At 41.9% G+C, this 15,128-nt stretch carries 13 protein-coding genes and 1 CRISPR repeat array; of the genes, 7 read left to right on the forward strand and 6 right to left on the reverse strand.

Annotation, left to right across the window (positions count from 1 at the left end):
* Nucleotides 1-124: 124 nt before the first annotated feature.
* Nucleotides 125-1,234, reverse strand: coding sequence for a glutamate--cysteine ligase (locus AACU32_RS11485; protein WP_339378679.1), 1,110 nt, complete (start codon nt 1,232-1,234; stop codon nt 125-127).
* A 512-nt stretch (nt 1,235-1,746) separates the two neighbouring features.
* On the opposite strand from AACU32_RS11485, the gene AACU32_RS11490 reads away from it, so the two are divergent.
* From AACU32_RS11490 to AACU32_RS11500, 3 genes are all read left to right on the forward strand, one after another.
* Nucleotides 1,747-2,463 carry a Mo-dependent nitrogenase C-terminal domain-containing protein gene (locus AACU32_RS11490; RefSeq protein WP_096599688.1) on the forward strand — a complete coding sequence of 239 codons (717 nt, stop codon included), beginning with the start codon at nt 1,747-1,749 and terminating at the stop codon, nt 2,461-2,463.
* Nucleotides 2,464-2,661: 198 nt separating this feature from the next.
* Nucleotides 2,662-3,690: a GTPase ObgE gene (obgE, locus tag AACU32_RS11495; protein WP_096599689.1), complete on the forward strand. Its 1,029-nt coding sequence runs from the start codon at nt 2,662-2,664 to the stop codon at nt 3,688-3,690.
* A 10-nt stretch (nt 3,691-3,700) separates the two neighbouring features.
* Nucleotides 3,701-4,288, forward strand: coding sequence for a Uma2 family endonuclease (locus AACU32_RS11500; protein ID WP_096599690.1), 588 nt, complete (start codon nt 3,701-3,703; stop codon nt 4,286-4,288).
* Between the two features lie 22 nt (nt 4,289-4,310).
* On the opposite strand, the gene AACU32_RS11505 is transcribed toward AACU32_RS11500, so the two are convergent.
* Nucleotides 4,311-5,438: an acyltransferase family protein gene (locus AACU32_RS11505; RefSeq protein WP_096599691.1), complete on the reverse strand. Its 1,128-nt coding sequence runs from the start codon at nt 5,436-5,438 to the stop codon at nt 4,311-4,313.
* Nucleotides 5,439-5,837: 399 nt separating this feature from the next.
* A CRISPR array of direct repeats spans nt 5,838-7,313; the repeat unit is 37 nt; unit sequence ATTGCAATTACAATTAATCCCTATTAGGGATTGAAAC.
* Nucleotides 7,314-7,727: 414 nt separating this feature from the next.
* On the opposite strand from AACU32_RS11505, the gene AACU32_RS11510 reads away from it, so the two are divergent.
* The gene (locus tag AACU32_RS11510; protein ID WP_096599692.1) at nt 7,728-8,189 is read left to right on the forward strand and encodes a peroxiredoxin; all 462 of its coding nucleotides are present in this window, start codon (nt 7,728-7,730) and stop codon (nt 8,187-8,189) included.
* Between the two features lie 313 nt (nt 8,190-8,502).
* On the opposite strand, the gene hpf is transcribed toward AACU32_RS11510, so the two are convergent.
* Nucleotides 8,503-9,162, reverse strand: a complete 660-nt coding sequence (hpf, locus tag AACU32_RS11515; protein WP_096599693.1) for a ribosome hibernation-promoting factor, HPF/YfiA family — start codon at nt 9,160-9,162, stop codon at nt 8,503-8,505.
* 202 nt (nt 9,163-9,364) lie between these two features.
* Nucleotides 9,365-9,514, reverse strand: coding sequence for a hypothetical protein (locus AACU32_RS11520; RefSeq protein WP_339377783.1), 150 nt, complete (start codon nt 9,512-9,514; stop codon nt 9,365-9,367).
* A gap of 282 nt (nt 9,515-9,796) precedes the next feature.
* Between AACU32_RS11520 and lipB the strand changes: the two genes are divergently transcribed.
* The gene (lipB, locus tag AACU32_RS11525; RefSeq protein ID WP_096599694.1) at nt 9,797-10,441 is read left to right on the forward strand and encodes a lipoyl(octanoyl) transferase LipB; all 645 of its coding nucleotides are present in this window, start codon (nt 9,797-9,799) and stop codon (nt 10,439-10,441) included.
* Nucleotides 10,442-10,859: 418 nt separating this feature from the next.
* Here lipB and AACU32_RS11530 read toward each other — a convergent pair whose 3' ends face one another.
* Both AACU32_RS11530 and AACU32_RS11535 read right to left on the reverse strand, forming a co-directional pair.
* Nucleotides 10,860-11,633, reverse strand: coding sequence for a hypothetical protein (locus AACU32_RS11530; protein ID WP_096599695.1), 774 nt, complete (start codon nt 11,631-11,633; stop codon nt 10,860-10,862).
* A gap of 96 nt (nt 11,634-11,729) precedes the next feature.
* Nucleotides 11,730-12,176, reverse strand: coding sequence for a hypothetical protein (locus AACU32_RS11535; RefSeq protein ID WP_096599696.1), 447 nt, complete (start codon nt 12,174-12,176; stop codon nt 11,730-11,732).
* A 333-nt stretch (nt 12,177-12,509) separates the two neighbouring features.
* Here AACU32_RS11535 and AACU32_RS11540 point away from each other — a divergent pair, with 333 nt between their 5' ends.
* A complete protein-coding gene (locus AACU32_RS11540; RefSeq protein ID WP_339377784.1) occupies nt 12,510-13,184 on the forward strand; it encodes a pentapeptide repeat-containing protein in 675 nt (224 codons plus the stop codon).
* Between the two features lie 9 nt (nt 13,185-13,193).
* Nucleotides 13,194-15,107: a DICT sensory domain-containing protein gene (locus AACU32_RS11545; RefSeq protein ID WP_096599697.1), complete on the forward strand. Its 1,914-nt coding sequence runs from the start codon at nt 13,194-13,196 to the stop codon at nt 15,105-15,107.
* Nucleotides 15,108-15,128: the final 21 nt, after the last annotated feature.

The raw sequence follows: 15,128 nt of genomic DNA on the forward strand, positions 1-15,128 counted from the left end.
AGTCAAAAACGCAAAATAATTGTAGTGCGGGCTTCTTGCGCGCGTCTTATATACAAATTAGATGCATCGCAGCTTAGCTATGTAGCAGCAAAATTTTATCAAGATTTGGTCTGATATTTGAGACTCAAACTCTAAATTGAGAGTAAGTATTCTTCAATACTGCTTCTATAGAACCTAATTGCTGATAATCTTGGATTAGTTGTTGAGATGGTGTTTCTCGTTTATTCAATTTAACTTTCAGAGGCATTAATAAATCTCGATCGGGGTCATCTTTTAGAGCAAATTCTGCCGCTTGTAACACCTGAGTTGCAGCCAAAAATATCTCTTCATTATCAAATCCTGCTTTGGCGGAAACTTGGTGTAAACCTGCATCGGGAATAGTCGCTCTACCTAACAAAGATTCATCTAAAACTAAGCCTTTTAACAAAGCTAACAAAGCTGCATAAAGTGAAAAGTCATCACAGCTATCAAAAGCCTTAAATTCAATGCGACCCACTTCGGCTGGGATGCGTGCAACTTTTGTCAAAGAAGGAACACTCGAAATAATTTGTTCTGCTGTTTCAACAAAAACCAACGTTGCTGACCTTTTCCCAGTTCTGACAAAAGTTCTCACCGAAAGTCCTGACCACAAACCGCCATCATAAAAAGGCGCACTATAACTAAAAGGAACTATATAGGGGCTGTAATAAGTCAACTTTTTACCAATATCAATTAGCTTTTCTCCCGACAAATCTGCTACGGAAATATTTAAATCTGGGCCGTATGTCACCATGTAAATATTAGCAGTATGTTCATCAGGATAAGCTTGGAGATATTTTTTCTCATAATCATTTAATGGTGGTTGCGGTTCAAAAACAATTTTGTAGGGATTAAAACTAGTCAATACAGGTAAGAAACCATAATCAGCAGCGACATCGCGTAGTAAGAGAAAACTTGCTGATAATTCATTAATTGCACCTTGAATATCAGAGTGTATAGTAGTTCTAATTTCGATACCTTTAGGTAAGCAGTCAATTACCTTATCAGAGTCAGCAAATCTTTCAAACCCCTCAATATACCATCTTTTTGTTTTAATTCCAGCATCCCCAACCCGTAATTGTCCATAATCATTGGGGTATGTCGGTAACCTTTCGACAATTTGGCTAAAATCAGCAAACTTTGTATTTTCAAAATCAGCAAACTTTCCTGCTTGATTCAGGAAAGCAACTTCATGTTCAATACCGAAAAAAAACATCATTATATTCCTACCTAAGATATTTGAAGTTAATCGCAATCTGATGCTTAGTAATAAAACAGGAAATATTTCAGATCACATCTTGAAGCCATCCCAAATATATGAATTTCCGGATGCTACTTGAGGTAGTTTTGTACAGAGTTGCAGAAAATTGCTGTTTATGCCAGCCATCTGAGAGAGATTTGCAACAATGATTGTATCAAAGATGTAATATTTTCTGCAATAACCACAGTAAATTGAGGTTAGAGTCAGATCTAATCTGCTTTTTGAGACTATAAACCTACAAAAACTAACTTAACTCTAGAGAGTTTAAGTAGAAATATTCTCAATCTTTTTTTAATAAGCTCGGAAATTTTAAAAATTCTTTTTCCCTGTTCATACATTTATTTTCTCTCTAGGGCTGAAAAAACCAATTATCACAGCCGCTAAAGTTAAATATGTAGCAGTTTAGTTTCCTTGAAGGTAGCTTACTATGTACTGTATGGACTGAGGACAGCTTGAGGTATGAGTTTATGAAAAGTGTCGTTCAATCCCCCTACAGTAGTGAACAAGTAGCCGCTTGGTTGCGTGGATTGCTCACTATTGCTTTAGCAGATGGTGACTTTGACCCTCATGAACAGCAATTGATTGCTAGTATCACCGAAAACGAATTAGCTCCCAGCATTAACTTTGATTCGCTGGAAGTGATCACACCAGAGGAATTAGCCGCAATTTTGGGTAAAGGGACATCAGCAGCGGAAAATTTCTTACGCACAGCAGTCATGGTCGCGATCGCCGATGGAATATATTCTCCCAGTGAAGACCAAGTTTTGCAACAGTTGTGCCAAGCCCTAGGAGAACCAAAGGACTTAATTGAAGCCCTGCGCCACACCCTAGAACACACAGAACATCTAGATCCGGCGATAGAAGGTTTCCTCCAAAAAGACGCATCCGCCCAACCTTCCATCACAATTGGGCCCCATGTCCCGCCCCATGATGCACTCAACCCCGTACGCGATTGGTTAGATAGACTTGATATTCAAGACCCTAGAGTTGCTCGCTTTTTATGTAAAATGATTCCGTCCCAATGTCCCTTTGAACGGGATGTCAAGCTATTTGGACGCAAAATCGTGCATATTCCGCCATTATGTAAAATTAACCCCCTGTATGAACAAATGGTAGGTTTACGTTTTCGCGCCCTCTCCTATTTGGCAGATGACTGTGGAGAGGATATTTCACCATATATTTAGTTAATAGTCATTAGTCATTGGTCATTAGTCATTGGTCATTAATTCTCCTTGGTCTAGCACTGGTGTGAGCGCAGCATGAGCGACGTTGATTGCGTTACCCTGCGGATGATGCACAAAAATCATCAAGGACAACTGACAACTGACAACTGACCATTGACCATTGACTATTGACCAATGACAAATGACTATTGACTAACTATGCAATTTATCGATCAAGCAGTAATTGAAGTAGAAGCTGGTAAAGGCGGCGATGGAATTGTCGCCTTTCGCCGTGAGAAATATGTCCCCGCTGGTGGCCCTTCTGGTGGTAATGGCGGAAGAGGTGGTTCAATAATTTTTGTGGCTGTGGAAAACCTGCAAACTTTGCTAGATTTCCGCTATAACCACCTGTTTAAAGCAGAAAACGGCGAACGTGGCGGCCCAAATAATTGTACTGGCGCAAATGGCAAAGATTTAATTGTCGAAGTTCCTTGTGGTACTGCTATTTATGATGCCTCAACAGGCGCTTTACTAGAAGATTTAACCGCACCTGGACAACGTTTTCGGGTGGCTGAAGGCGGTAAAGGTGGATTGGGAAATCAGCATTTCTTGAGTAACCGTAACCGCGCCCCAGAATACGCCCTCCCTGGACTACCAGGAGAAATGAAAGTGCTGCGCTTGGAATTGAAACTTTTGGCTGAGGTGGGAATTATTGGCTTACCAAATGCTGGTAAATCTACCTTAATTTCATCACTCTCCGCCGCACGCCCGAAAATCGCTGACTATCCTTTTACTACCCTAATACCAAATTTAGGTGTAGTTCGTAAACCTAGTGGGGATGGTACAGTTTTTGCTGATATTCCCGGATTGATTGAAGGGGCTTCTCATGGGGCGGGTTTAGGACACGATTTTTTACGCCACATTGAACGCACAAGGGTGCTGCTACACTTAGTTGATGCTACAAGTGAAGATGTGGTGGGTGACTTCATGACAATTCAGCAAGAATTACAAGCCTACGGAAGAGGTTTAGCAGAACGTCCGCAAATTTTAGCACTGAATAAAATTGATGCAGTTGACCGGGAAACGGTAGATTTAGAGGCATTAGCTACTGAATTAAATCATCGTTCCTTCGCTAAGGTTTTCTTAATTTCAGCAGTCACCCGCATTGGCTTAGATACAATGTTACAAGAAATTTGGGGAATTCTTGACCAAATTAATGCTGCCGAAGAAGTGGAAGTATTAGGTTAGGTGAAATCCAATGACTATTGCACAGACACAACGATATTATTCACCTGAAGAATACCTTGAATTAGAGGTTAATTCTGAGGAACGCCATGAATATATTGATGGGCAAATTATCCCTATGACAGGTGGAACACCAAATCACAACAAACTTGCTGGTAACTTGTACGCTGCAATTCTTTTTGCTCTCAAGCGTCAGCCTTATGAAGTGTATTATACCGACCAGCGTCTATGGATTCCTAACAGGCAAATTCACACTTACCCTGATGTGATGATCGTCAAAACTCCTTTGGAGTATAAGGAAGGAAGAAGAGATACGTTGATAAATCCAGTATTTATTGCTGAGGTGTTATCAAAATCCACCAAAAGTTATGACAGAGATGAAAAGTTTGCAGCTTATCGGACAATTCCTAGCTTTCAAGAGTATGTTCTAATTGACCAATATAAGATGCATGTTGAACAATACTTTAAAACCGAAAATAATAAATGGATATTTTCGGAATATGAAGATGGCGATGTAATTTTATCCCTGGCTTCTGTTTCTTTTCAAATTACTCTGGCGGATATTTACGATAAGGTAGATTTTAATGTGGAAGAAGAGTAAGTAGACAAGGCAAAAATTACTCCTAAACTTTGAGAAACCAGCGTTGGCGATACATAATTATTGCAACGAGCAACCATAAAAGGACGGTAACAAGCGCAAATAAAAATGAACCGTTGAAGGTTCCAGCCCAAGAAGCAAAAACATTCTGGTAAATCCAATTGTAGGTGCTGGGGGCTTTTTCACCAGTACCGATGTTGGTTTTAACTAAGATTTTAATCAATAAAACCGACGCCACGAAAAGAGCGATCGCATTTAAGCCCATAATTTCAAATGGTTTACTCCAGCGCTTTATCCGCCGCACTTCGATAAGTTCGTAACAAGCAGCTAGCAACAGCAACGCCCAACCACTGGTAAACACAACATAGGAACTCGTCCAGATTTTTTTGTTAATTGGAAATGTCCACCCCCACGCCCAACCAACAATTAAGCAGCCAACGCCAAATAACGCCAAACCAATACTCGTACGTGATTGTACAGGCTGCGAGCGTATCCATTGCCCAGAAAAATAGCCAGCTAATACGCTGACAATAGCCGGAATAGTACTGAAAAGTCCTTCAGGGTCGCCCAGGAAATTGAACCCATCACCTTTATACAGATGAACTTTCGGTATAATTAATCTATCAACATAAGCGCCAAAATTTCCTGACCGCGTCAAAACTCCCGAACCATAACCAGGTACAGGTACATACATCATCGCCAACCAATAGCCGATGAGTAGTACAGCCGCCAATATCCATTGACCTTTACGCGGTAACTTGAGGACTGTTAAGGAAGCAAATAGATAAGCGAGACTGATTCTTTGTAGTACTCCCATCAGCCGAATACTGCTCAAATCGAAAGTCCAAATCCCCTGATTCCAAAAACCGTTGAGTAGCAAACCCAAAGCAAAGAGAATCGCAGCGCGGCGCAAAATCCGCCAGTAAACAGCCGATTGGGGTTTTTCACCTTCAGTGTACTTTGACAGCGAAAATGTCATCGCCACACCGATAATAAACAGAAAAAAGGGAAATACCAAATCAGTAGGCGTGCAGCCGTGCCAATCAGCATGAGCCAAGGGAGGATAGACATCATCTGCTACTCCCGCCATGTTGACGAGAATCATCAGAGCAATGGTAATACCACGAAAAACATCAAGTGAAGTCAGGCGCATAGCAGGAAATTTGTCTTTTGAAGATCTACACATTACTCCTGCTGTTGCAGACGAGCAAGGAAAGTTTCTAGACCAACATACAAGTTAAAATATCGTAAAGGATTAAGCAAACGAACCTTGGCTAGTAAGTACTGTTCTTGGCTGGAGTTTTGCGTCAATCAGTAGGTGTTTGACAGCAACAGCAAAATTTTGCGCCTCAAAAGCTTACCCCTTTTGGTTTTGAACCATTTTTACCTATTTTGAGGTTGAAGCAAATTCCCTAACCCTTGTTGTACAAGCTTTTGAAGGATTTTCGCCATGACACCCTTGACAAACCAATGCCCCAAAAGCTACTTTGATTTCAGGTTGACGCAACTGTACCTTGAAAACCAAATATATCAATGCTTCCAACTCCGGGCGATTGCAATTACAATTAATCCCTATTAGGGATTGAAACGTTTTACAAACACTTTTACTTCCTGCTCTTGTAAAAAATTGCAATTACAATTAATCCCTATTAGGGATTGAAACTTGCTTATTATTCCCATTTCCTCATAAAAAGAAACCACATTGCAATTACAATTAATCCCTATTAGGGATTGAAACTAAACTTTTCATCAGCATCATTAATGACTTGGATATATTGCAATTACAATTAATCCCTATTAGGGATTGAAACCAGCATATTTGAGTTTATCAGCATTCAATCGTTTATATTGCAATTACAATTAATCCCTATTAGGGATTGAAACCAGGTAACTAAACCTAAAGGTGAACTCATAGACGCATTGCAATTACAATTAATCCCTATTAGGGATTGAAACATCTATCAGGTATTGCTAGGCTTAACGCATCAACAATTGCAATTACAATTAATCCCTATTAGGGATTGAAACTGAATCCGGTAGACTCCAACTCGACAGATTCACATTGCAATTACAATTAATCCCTATTAGGGATTGAAACCGATACTGGTAAATCGCCATTGGAAGGGGTGAATTGCAATTACAATTAATCCCTATTAGGGATTGAAACCAAAAAGCAAAGGCTAATATGACAAATCCTACGATTGCAATTACAATTAATCCCTATTAGGGATTGAAACATACTTAGAACTAGACATGTGTGCAACCGGAAGCCAATTATTGCAATTACAATTAATCCCTATTAGGGATTGAAACCCATTTTTCTAGAAGCTCTACAAATATACTATCCATTGCAATTACAATTAATCCCTATTAGGGATTGAAACTTTGCCCATGACCTTACAGAGGAAATCTAGATAATTGCAATTACAATTAATCCCTATTAGGGATTGAAACCTCTGAGTACTGTTCATTGCAGGATTTGAACAACAAATTGCAATTACAATTAATCCCTATTAGGGATTGAAACGAACGGATTGTAGAGAATGCATCCGTCAACGTAGATTGCAATTACAATTAATCCCTATTAGGGATTGAAACAAGGAAATAAACGCCAAAGCATCTGCAATGGGTAATTGCAATTACAATTAATCCCTATTAGGGATTGAAACTCGGCTTTGTGTGGCGGTACTGCTTTCATATTTTATTGCAATTACAATTAATCCCTATTAGGGATTGAAACCCGAAAACAACAAAACCCTTCGACACAAAAATCCGATTGCAATTACAATTAATCCCTATTAGGGATTGAAACAATTGTACTAACATCGCTGGCGATCGCTTTTGAATTGCAATTACAATTAATCCCTATTAGGGATTGAAACTTCGTCTATCTTGATACTCATTTGAGCAGTTCGCCATTGCAATTACAATTAATCCCTATTAGGGATTGAAACCTCGTTTCTGTATTTACAAAATGATTATGGCACACCATTGCAATTACAATTAATCCCTATTAGGGATTGAAACCAAATATAGCTTTCACATATCTCCTACTAAACAAAAAATTGCAATTACAATTAAGTAGATCAACCTAAATAAATATAATATGTTTTGTCATTGCGAGGAACGAAGCAATCGCAAAGACTGGGATTGCTTCGTCGTTCCTCCTCGTTTGGATTAAGCCTTTATAAAATGGCTAAAAGAATCGCAAAGACTGGGATTGCTTCGTCGTTCCTCCTCGCAATGACATCTTACATTTAATTATGTTGACCTACTTACAATTAATCCCTATTAGGGATTGAAACGCCACAATAGAAAAGCCGGGGTAGCCCTGCGGCGACTGAGATTGCAATTACAATTAATCCCTATTAGGGATTGAAACTCGTGCAATCAATTAAAATAGTTGTTTGTGCAATTATCAATTTGGAATTTTTTAATACCCATGCCAGTTAAAGTAGGAGATACTGCACCTGACTTCAGCTTACCTGCCCAAAACGACTCAACGGTAAGCTTGAGAGACTTTCGGGGCAAAAATGCTGTAGTTCTGTATTTTTATCCCAAAGACGATACACCAGGATGTACTGCTGAATCTTGCGCTTTTCGCGATCAGTATGAAGTGTTTAAAAACGCCGGCGCTGAAGTGATTGGTGTCAGTGGTGACTCTAGCGAGTCCCATCAAAAATTTGCTGCGAAGTACAATCTACAATTTACGCTCTTAAGTGACAAAGGCGACCAAGTACGGAAACTATACGGTGCAACCGCTGCCTTTGGTTTGTTCCCTGGACGGGTGACTTACGTTATCGATCAACAGGGAGTTGTGCAATATGTCTTTGATTCAATGTTTAATTTTCAAGGGCACGTTGAAGAAGCGTTGAAAACATTGCAACAACTCGCAGCTAAATAGGGCATGGGGCATTGGGCATTGGGCATGGGGCATTTCTTATTTATCTCCCTTGTCTCCCTCATCCCCCTCATCCCCCTCATCCCCTAGGGCGTGTTTTCAAACTACTCGTTTAGCCTTCTAAATTTCTCGATCCCCCTAAATCCCCCTTAAAAAGGGGGACTTTGAGAGTCTTTTCGTCGCTAGTGCTTATCTAACCGAAGCCAACTTTGAGGCACGCCCTTAAAAAGGGGGACTTTGAGAGTCTTTTCGCCCCCCTTTTTAAGGGGGGTAGGGGGGATCTAAGACTTTGAAAACACGCCCTAGCCCCTAGCCCTCATTTGCTCAAAGACGGTTTTTCTGTAGTGGCAAAATTAGCATTGGCTGTCTTGCCATTCTTACTATGACCGTTGGTGTGGCCATTATTATGGCGGGGTTGAAGTACTCCATAACCGCCGTGGTTACGTTCATAAATTACGTTAATTTCACCGGTTTCCGAATTTAGGAACATATAAAAATCATGACCTACCAGTTGCAGCTGTTCTAAAGCTTCTGTAACAGTCATAGGTGGCATGGAGAAATATTTAGTGCGAACGACTTCACTGGGTAGTTCGGGAGTGCGATCGCCTATTAAATCTGCAACTACTGGTTCTGGTACTACTACCTCGTTAGTTGGTTGAGTTTGAGTCTTCTTATCTTGTCGTCTTTCTTTGTATTTGCGCAATTGACGGGCAATTTTATCTGCTACCAAGTCAATGCTGGCATATAAATTTTCGCTGCTTTCCTCGGCACGGATGACGCTACCATTGGCATATATAGTGACTTCAGCCGCTTGTCTATTAGAAGCAATTCGGGGATTGCGAGCTACGCTAAGGTGCACATCCACTTCGTTTGTGATGTTTTGAAAATGATTAACCGCCTTTTCTATCTTTTGATGCACATAATCCCGAATCGCATCGGTGATTTCTATATTTTTGCCGTGGATGACAAGCTTCATGTAAACTCTCCCGCTCAATATTTATTTGATGTGAATTAGTTTTGTATGAAACGGAAATGCGGTAAGGTCTATCACTGCCGCCAAAACAATATTTGAAGTATTTTGCTGTACTAACGATACGTCTACCATCATTGTTGGTGTATCTGAATTTGCTATTGCGCGTTCCTTTGTGATTTTTCTCTATGTTTGTGTTGGTATATAACTAGTTGTCAATCAATTGACTACCTAAGTGAAAACCCTGAAGCTCAGGAGTCTGAGTAGCATCACTCCGACTTGCCTTTGCTGTTGGAGCAATTTCTATCTGACTATTGAGTAGTTCTTTTTTCTCCTGGGGTGTTCGCTGACTTTGCATAGAGAATGTTACAGTTTTTGATGCAAACAATTTATTTAGACTTCATCAGCCAGTACATTTCTTCTTGTTGTTGTGGCGTGATGCTTATTGCAGAGAACTCCTCCTAGAACCAGTTAGGTTATATATTCAAACTAGCACTTTGTACTTTTATTAGCTGGTTCCGTTGATGTTCCTTTAAAATCCTTTGCATAGCTTGACATTTGTTGACTCTCCCCCAGAGACTTGCAATATTTTTTGTCCCTCAAGTAGTTGATTTTTAGCGGCATCCGTAGTAATAAGCCAATGTCTATGCATCGTTGTTTGTTATATCACCGAGGATTGTTACCTTACTTAGAGGCTCTGGAATGGCAAAGAACGCTGATGAGCGATCGCTTGAACAATCCAAATCTGGATGACGTGTTAATCCTGCTCGAACATCCCCCCGTCTACACCTTGGGACAAGGAGCTACTTTAGAATTTCTCAAATTTGACCTTGACAAAAGTAACTTTGATGTATATAGAGTCGAACGCGGTGGCGAAGTTACTTATCATTGTCCCGGTCAATTGGTGGGGTATCCAATTTTAAATCTGCAACGCTATCAAAAAGATTTGCATTGGTACTTGCGCCAACTAGAAGAAGTATTAATTCGGGTATTAGCAATTTATGGATTGCAAGGTGAACGCATACCCTCATTTACAGGTGTTTGGGTAGAAGGACGCAAAGTTGCAGCCATTGGGATTAAAGTTAGCCGTTGGATTACTATGCATGGCTTTGCTTTAAATGTCTGTCCCGATCTCAAAGGCTTTAGGCAGATTGTTCCTTGTGGTATTGCTGATAAGCCTGTAGCCAGTTTAGCCGAATGGATTCCGGGAATTACCTGTGAAGAAGTACGTTTTCATGTCTCACAGTCCTTTGCGGAAGTGTTTTCTGTGGAATTGGTCGAATGAGGGGGATGAGGGGAATAACTGATATCATGTCCGGTTGATTACTTACTAAATCGCAAGAACCCCACCCCGCCAAAGCGACGCTTTGTCTCCCCTCCCCGCAAGCGGGGAGGGGATTAAGGGGTGGGGTGCAAAGATTGTGGGAATCATAACTAAATTACTCGTGTTTAACAGTCTCTATTATGAGGCTACTAATAAGGTGCAAAGATTGTGGGAATCATAACTAAATTACTCGGACATGATATGACAAATGCCCAATGACAACTGACACGCAAAGCACAATAAAAGCGCCAGTGAATACGGTGTAAAAGCTGGCGCTGGTGTTATCGGTATTTGTGGAAGCATAATTTTACGCAAACTGTTGATGATGCGCTAGCGTGTCTATCCCCCTATGGGTTTCACCCCTAATTACGAATTACCACTATGCTGTCTTGAAAAATCGAATAATTTCGCGGACATGATCGAGAAATTGTCCATCGGTAGAAAGTTGGGCGATCGCATTTCTGGCTTCCCGAGATAGACTTAAGTGTTCGGTTTGATTTGTCGCGCGTAATTCTTCTAAGTTGGCGGCGATTCTGGCTAAGTCACGGCGGGTTTCTTCACTAAAGCGTTGTTGAGTTGCGGGAATTGAGTAAGGTTGTTCTGCATCGAGTTGTTCTTCTAAGCGCTGCACTTTTTGTTCTAATACAGAAAAGCGATCGCGCAGTTCCATAATATCTTCACGGGGATATTGCCATTCTTGGCGAATCATCCTTAACCGTGCATATAAATATTCATAAGCACGGATGGCTGGACGAAGAATAGTTAATAACAACGCAGCACCGGAACTAATGTAGCCTACTGTACTAATACCAGTCGCCGCCAAGGTATAAAGACCAATAGCTGAAAATAAATGTAAAGCTAAAGCTACCCAGAGCGATCGCTTTGCCAACAGCCTGACATACTTTAATTGTTTCTCGTCTACAGGAATGCCTTTTTCTATCGACTGCGCTGCTTCTGCTAAAACTTCTTTAGCCTGAAAATGCACATTCCAGGGTACGGTAACAATTACCAACAGCCACCAAAAACTTGCACCACCAATTACCCAGTCAAGAAAGCTACCAGCGGGTATGTGCAACCATTGCAGCAAACCAAAAGACACCAGCACCACAACGACAATGCTGGCAATGGAACTGATGAAAAAGTTTATATACATCTTTCCTTGCCCCCAATCAAACTATTACTTTGATAATGGCGATACCTGGGCAATTATACGGAAATTATGTGATAGTTTTTCTAGTTGCACATCTACCTAGAGGATCAGATAGCTATGCCAAATTGGTTCAGTATTTTTTCCCACCCTTTCGGGTAACAGCAGTCGCCAACTTTTACCTTCTTGCTGAATTTGCAAATAAACTTCAAAGGGTTGTTGCAGTTGCGTCAAGCGTCTTTTGGGTAATTTGATTGTTAAGTCATACTTTCCCCGCACCCGGAAAGCTGGTAAATTCTCGATGGTGAGGGGTTTTTGCTCACTAATTGCTAGCTTTTGAATCTCAAAGCCTTGGAAATCTAGATCCAGTTTTTGACTCAGTTGTTGTTGAGTTTGTTCTAGTTGCAGTGCGATCGCTTTTTGCACTAACTGGCTAGTTGGTAGCAGCCCAATAGTACCACAAGCTGTCAATAGCATTAATAAGCTGGCTGTCAACACTAGTGCAGCTTGGCGAAGATAACTATGTAGTTGAAAAGAGTCATTTGTCATTTGTCATTTGTCATTGGTCAATAGTCCATAGTCCATAGTCAATAGTCCATAGTTAATAGTCAATAGTCCCCTACTCCCCAAGAGAACCAATTTAGCCAGAAGCCACCTTCAACTGCTCACAATTCGATAGACATTTGCTAATGCTGCAAACCTTTGTTATATTTATTTACATAAATTTACAAATTTTAATTAAATCAATTTGTTCATTCCTCCTTTGGAGTACACAACTATGAAAACTAGAATTTTACATCCATTGCTGGCGACGTGGTGAACTGCTGGAACGACAAATTTTTGATGCAGTGCGAATCGTTGAGTAAATCTGTGTTTTAGAAGATGTTTTACCCCCAATTAATGGATACTAGGGAGTTACTGCAACGGTATAGCCAGGGTCAGCGCGACTTTAGTCAGACAAAAATGCAACTGAGCGACCTGAGCGAATGTTGTCTGTCCGGAATCAATTTGGCTCAAGCTGATTTGAGTGATAGCAACTTGGCTCAAGTCAACCTTAAAGGTTCAAATTTAGCAGAAGCCTTGTTAATCAAAGCAATTTTGTGGCGAACCGATCTCAGCCAGACCAAGTTAATTGCTACCCGATGCGAGCAGGCGAACCTGATTCGGGCAAATCTGTGCCAAGCAGATTGTCATCAAGCAGTTTTGCGTAAAGCAGATCTGAGGTTAGCAAAGCTTCAGTCTACAGATTTGAGTCAGGCAAATTTAGCAGGGGCAAATCTCAGCTATGCCAACCTCACAGGCGCAAATTTAGCAGGGGCAAATCTCAGCTATGCCAACCTCACAGGCGCAAATTTGGCAGGGGCAAATCTGAGTCACACCCAGCTAGCTCATGCCATTGTGATCAATGTTAATTGGTCAGGAACCATTCTGCATGATATTGATTTAACCCAAGTCGATATTAGTCTGAAGGATTTGAGCCAAGCCATCTGGCGGGAGGGGGTCATGGTCGAGACTCCCGTATCCCCTGTGCAAATCGTGACCGGTTTTCCTCAATAGGTGTGGGGAATGAAAAATTCTAACTCTCTGTTACAGGACTTACTCCAATCACTTCCCAAAATTAAAGCTCAAGTTTATTTTAAGGCTGCCTTAACCGCAATCTCCCACGCGATGGAGGACTTGGTTTTAGCGGGGACGGATCAACCCCTGGTGATTGCGAATTTCCAGCAGGAAAGGTATTACCGTCAGGAAGCGGGACGGTATCGGCGAATTGCCGAATGCACCGATCAGGTGTATATTTTAGCGGCTCCAGAAACAGATTTTGCCTCAGCTGCTGTACCCTACGCCACGATTGGGCTAGAACCAACAGATGAACTGGCTCAGGAATGGCATTTGGTGATTGTGGGACAGCAGTATAGCGCCTGTCTGATTTGTCGAGAGTATGCTGCACCCATAGACGCGATCGCTCTGGATTCAGCCAGACAATTTCGGGGTTTCTGGACGCTTGACCCTGACGTCAGCCGCCAAGCAGCGCTATTGCTGCTGCGACGGATTGGGCACTACCGTCCTGACCTAGCTAGCCAAATTAAACAAGCAAAACAACATTATCAGCTAACCGCTTTGCGCAAGAGTGTTCAATCCCAAGCATCTACTTTAGAACCGGATACCCAACTGTTTATCGATCGCCTCGTCACCTATTTACAAGCCGGTCAGTATAAACAGGTCAAAGCCTATCGCCGGATAGTAGCACAGGAGCGACAAGAGCGTTTAGTCAACAAGATTACAGCGGCGATTCGCCAATCCCTCAAACCGGAAGATATTTTGTCGGTGACGAAGCGAGAAGTTTCGCCGTTGTTTGCGGAATGTCGCTGTCTGATATATCGCCTACCGCAAGAGTTGATTGGGTCTAGTTTATGGCGCAAAAATTTGCATCTGGCGACCCATCCCCAATTTCAGCCGCTGCTGAAAGGGGGAAAGATTGTGGCGATCGCTGATATTACTCAGGATTCTGGCATTCAAGCTCACCCATCGCTGCAAAAACAATTGGCGCAGGCTCAGATTCAGGCTTGTCTGCTAGTGCCGATTTGCTATCAGCAGCAATGTTTGGCTGTACTGGAGTTGCACCGAGACAGTCCCCACCTTTGGTCGGTAGGCGATCGCGATTTATTAGCAGCGATCGCCACTCAAGTCGGGTTAGCGTTGATCCAAGCAGAGGCTTTTGTTAACCTCCAGCAGCTCAACCAGCAGCTAGTCGCCATCAAACAAACCCAAAATAATCTGATTGCCATTGTTGGGCACGAATTACGCACACCGCTAGCCACAATTCAGGTTTGCCTGGAAAGCCTAGAGGCAGAACCCGATATGCCTTGGGAATTTCAACAGTCTATGGTAGAAACAGCACTAGCTGATTCCGAGAGATTACGCAGGCTGATTCAAGATTTCTTGCTGCTGTCACGCCTGGAAAGTCATCTCAATACCTGGCAAGTGGAGCCAATTAACCTAGCTGATGCGATCGCCCTGGCTGTCAGTCATCTCCAGGGGGCTTCCCAGCCTCGCGATTTACCGACGATTATCGTGGATGTGCCACCCAATTTACCAATGGCGATCGCTGATGGCGAAGCATTATTTCAACTATTGAGCAAACTGTTGGATAATGCGTGTAAATTTACACCGCCAACGGGTACTATTACCCTGAAGGTCAGGAAAGTGAATATTCGCACAAATCGGGAGCAAACTCAGTCGATGCTACAAATTCAGATTGCAGATAGCGGACGTGGCATCGAACCCAATCAGTTAGAAACCATTTTTGAGCGGTTTCACCAAGAAGAAGGCTTTCTGCGACGAGCTGCGGGCGGAGTCGGTTTAGGGCTGGCGATTTGTCGGCAATTAACACAACAACTAGGCGGGCAGATTTGGGCAACCTCTAAAGGCAAAGGGCAAGGTAGCCAATTTTACTTTACCTTGCCTGTATTCATGAATTGAGAGATGGGGATAAGGCGCAGA

The sequence above is a fragment of the Calothrix sp. NIES-2100 genome (assembly GCF_963875285.1).
In the GTDB taxonomy this organism is placed as follows: domain Bacteria; phylum Cyanobacteriota; class Cyanobacteriia; order Cyanobacteriales; family Nostocaceae; genus Aulosira.

Excerpts from the sequence above, each read along its gene's own strand:
- AACU32_RS11520 (WP_339377783.1), bottom strand. The coding sequence starts at position 9,514 with ATGCAAAGTCAGCGAACACCCCAGGAGAAAAAAGAACTACTCAATAGT.
- AACU32_RS11545 (WP_096599697.1), top strand. The coding sequence starts at position 13,194 with ATGAAAAATTCTAACTCTCTGTTACAGGACTTACTCCAATCACTTCCC.
- hpf (WP_096599693.1), bottom strand. The coding sequence starts at position 9,162 with ATGAAGCTTGTCATCCACGGCAAAAATATAGAAATCACCGATGCGATT.
- AACU32_RS11540 (WP_339377784.1), top strand. The coding sequence starts at position 12,510 with ATGTTTTACCCCCAATTAATGGATACTAGGGAGTTACTGCAACGGTAT.
- AACU32_RS11530 (WP_096599695.1), bottom strand. The coding sequence starts at position 11,633 with ATGTATATAAACTTTTTCATCAGTTCCATTGCCAGCATTGTCGTTGTG.
- AACU32_RS11490 (WP_096599688.1), top strand. The coding sequence starts at position 1,747 with ATGAAAAGTGTCGTTCAATCCCCCTACAGTAGTGAACAAGTAGCCGCT.
- obgE (WP_096599689.1), top strand. The coding sequence starts at position 2,662 with ATGCAATTTATCGATCAAGCAGTAATTGAAGTAGAAGCTGGTAAAGGC.
- AACU32_RS11485 (WP_339378679.1), bottom strand. The coding sequence starts at position 1,234 with ATGTTTTTTTTCGGTATTGAACATGAAGTTGCTTTCCTGAATCAAGCA.
- lipB (WP_096599694.1), top strand. The coding sequence starts at position 9,797 with ATGTCTATGCATCGTTGTTTGTTATATCACCGAGGATTGTTACCTTAC.
- AACU32_RS11500 (WP_096599690.1), top strand. The coding sequence starts at position 3,701 with ATGACTATTGCACAGACACAACGATATTATTCACCTGAAGAATACCTT.
- AACU32_RS11505 (WP_096599691.1), bottom strand. The coding sequence starts at position 5,438 with ATGCGCCTGACTTCACTTGATGTTTTTCGTGGTATTACCATTGCTCTG.
- AACU32_RS11510 (WP_096599692.1), top strand. The coding sequence starts at position 7,728 with ATGCCAGTTAAAGTAGGAGATACTGCACCTGACTTCAGCTTACCTGCC.
- AACU32_RS11535 (WP_096599696.1), bottom strand. The coding sequence starts at position 12,176 with ATGACAAATGACTCTTTTCAACTACATAGTTATCTTCGCCAAGCTGCA.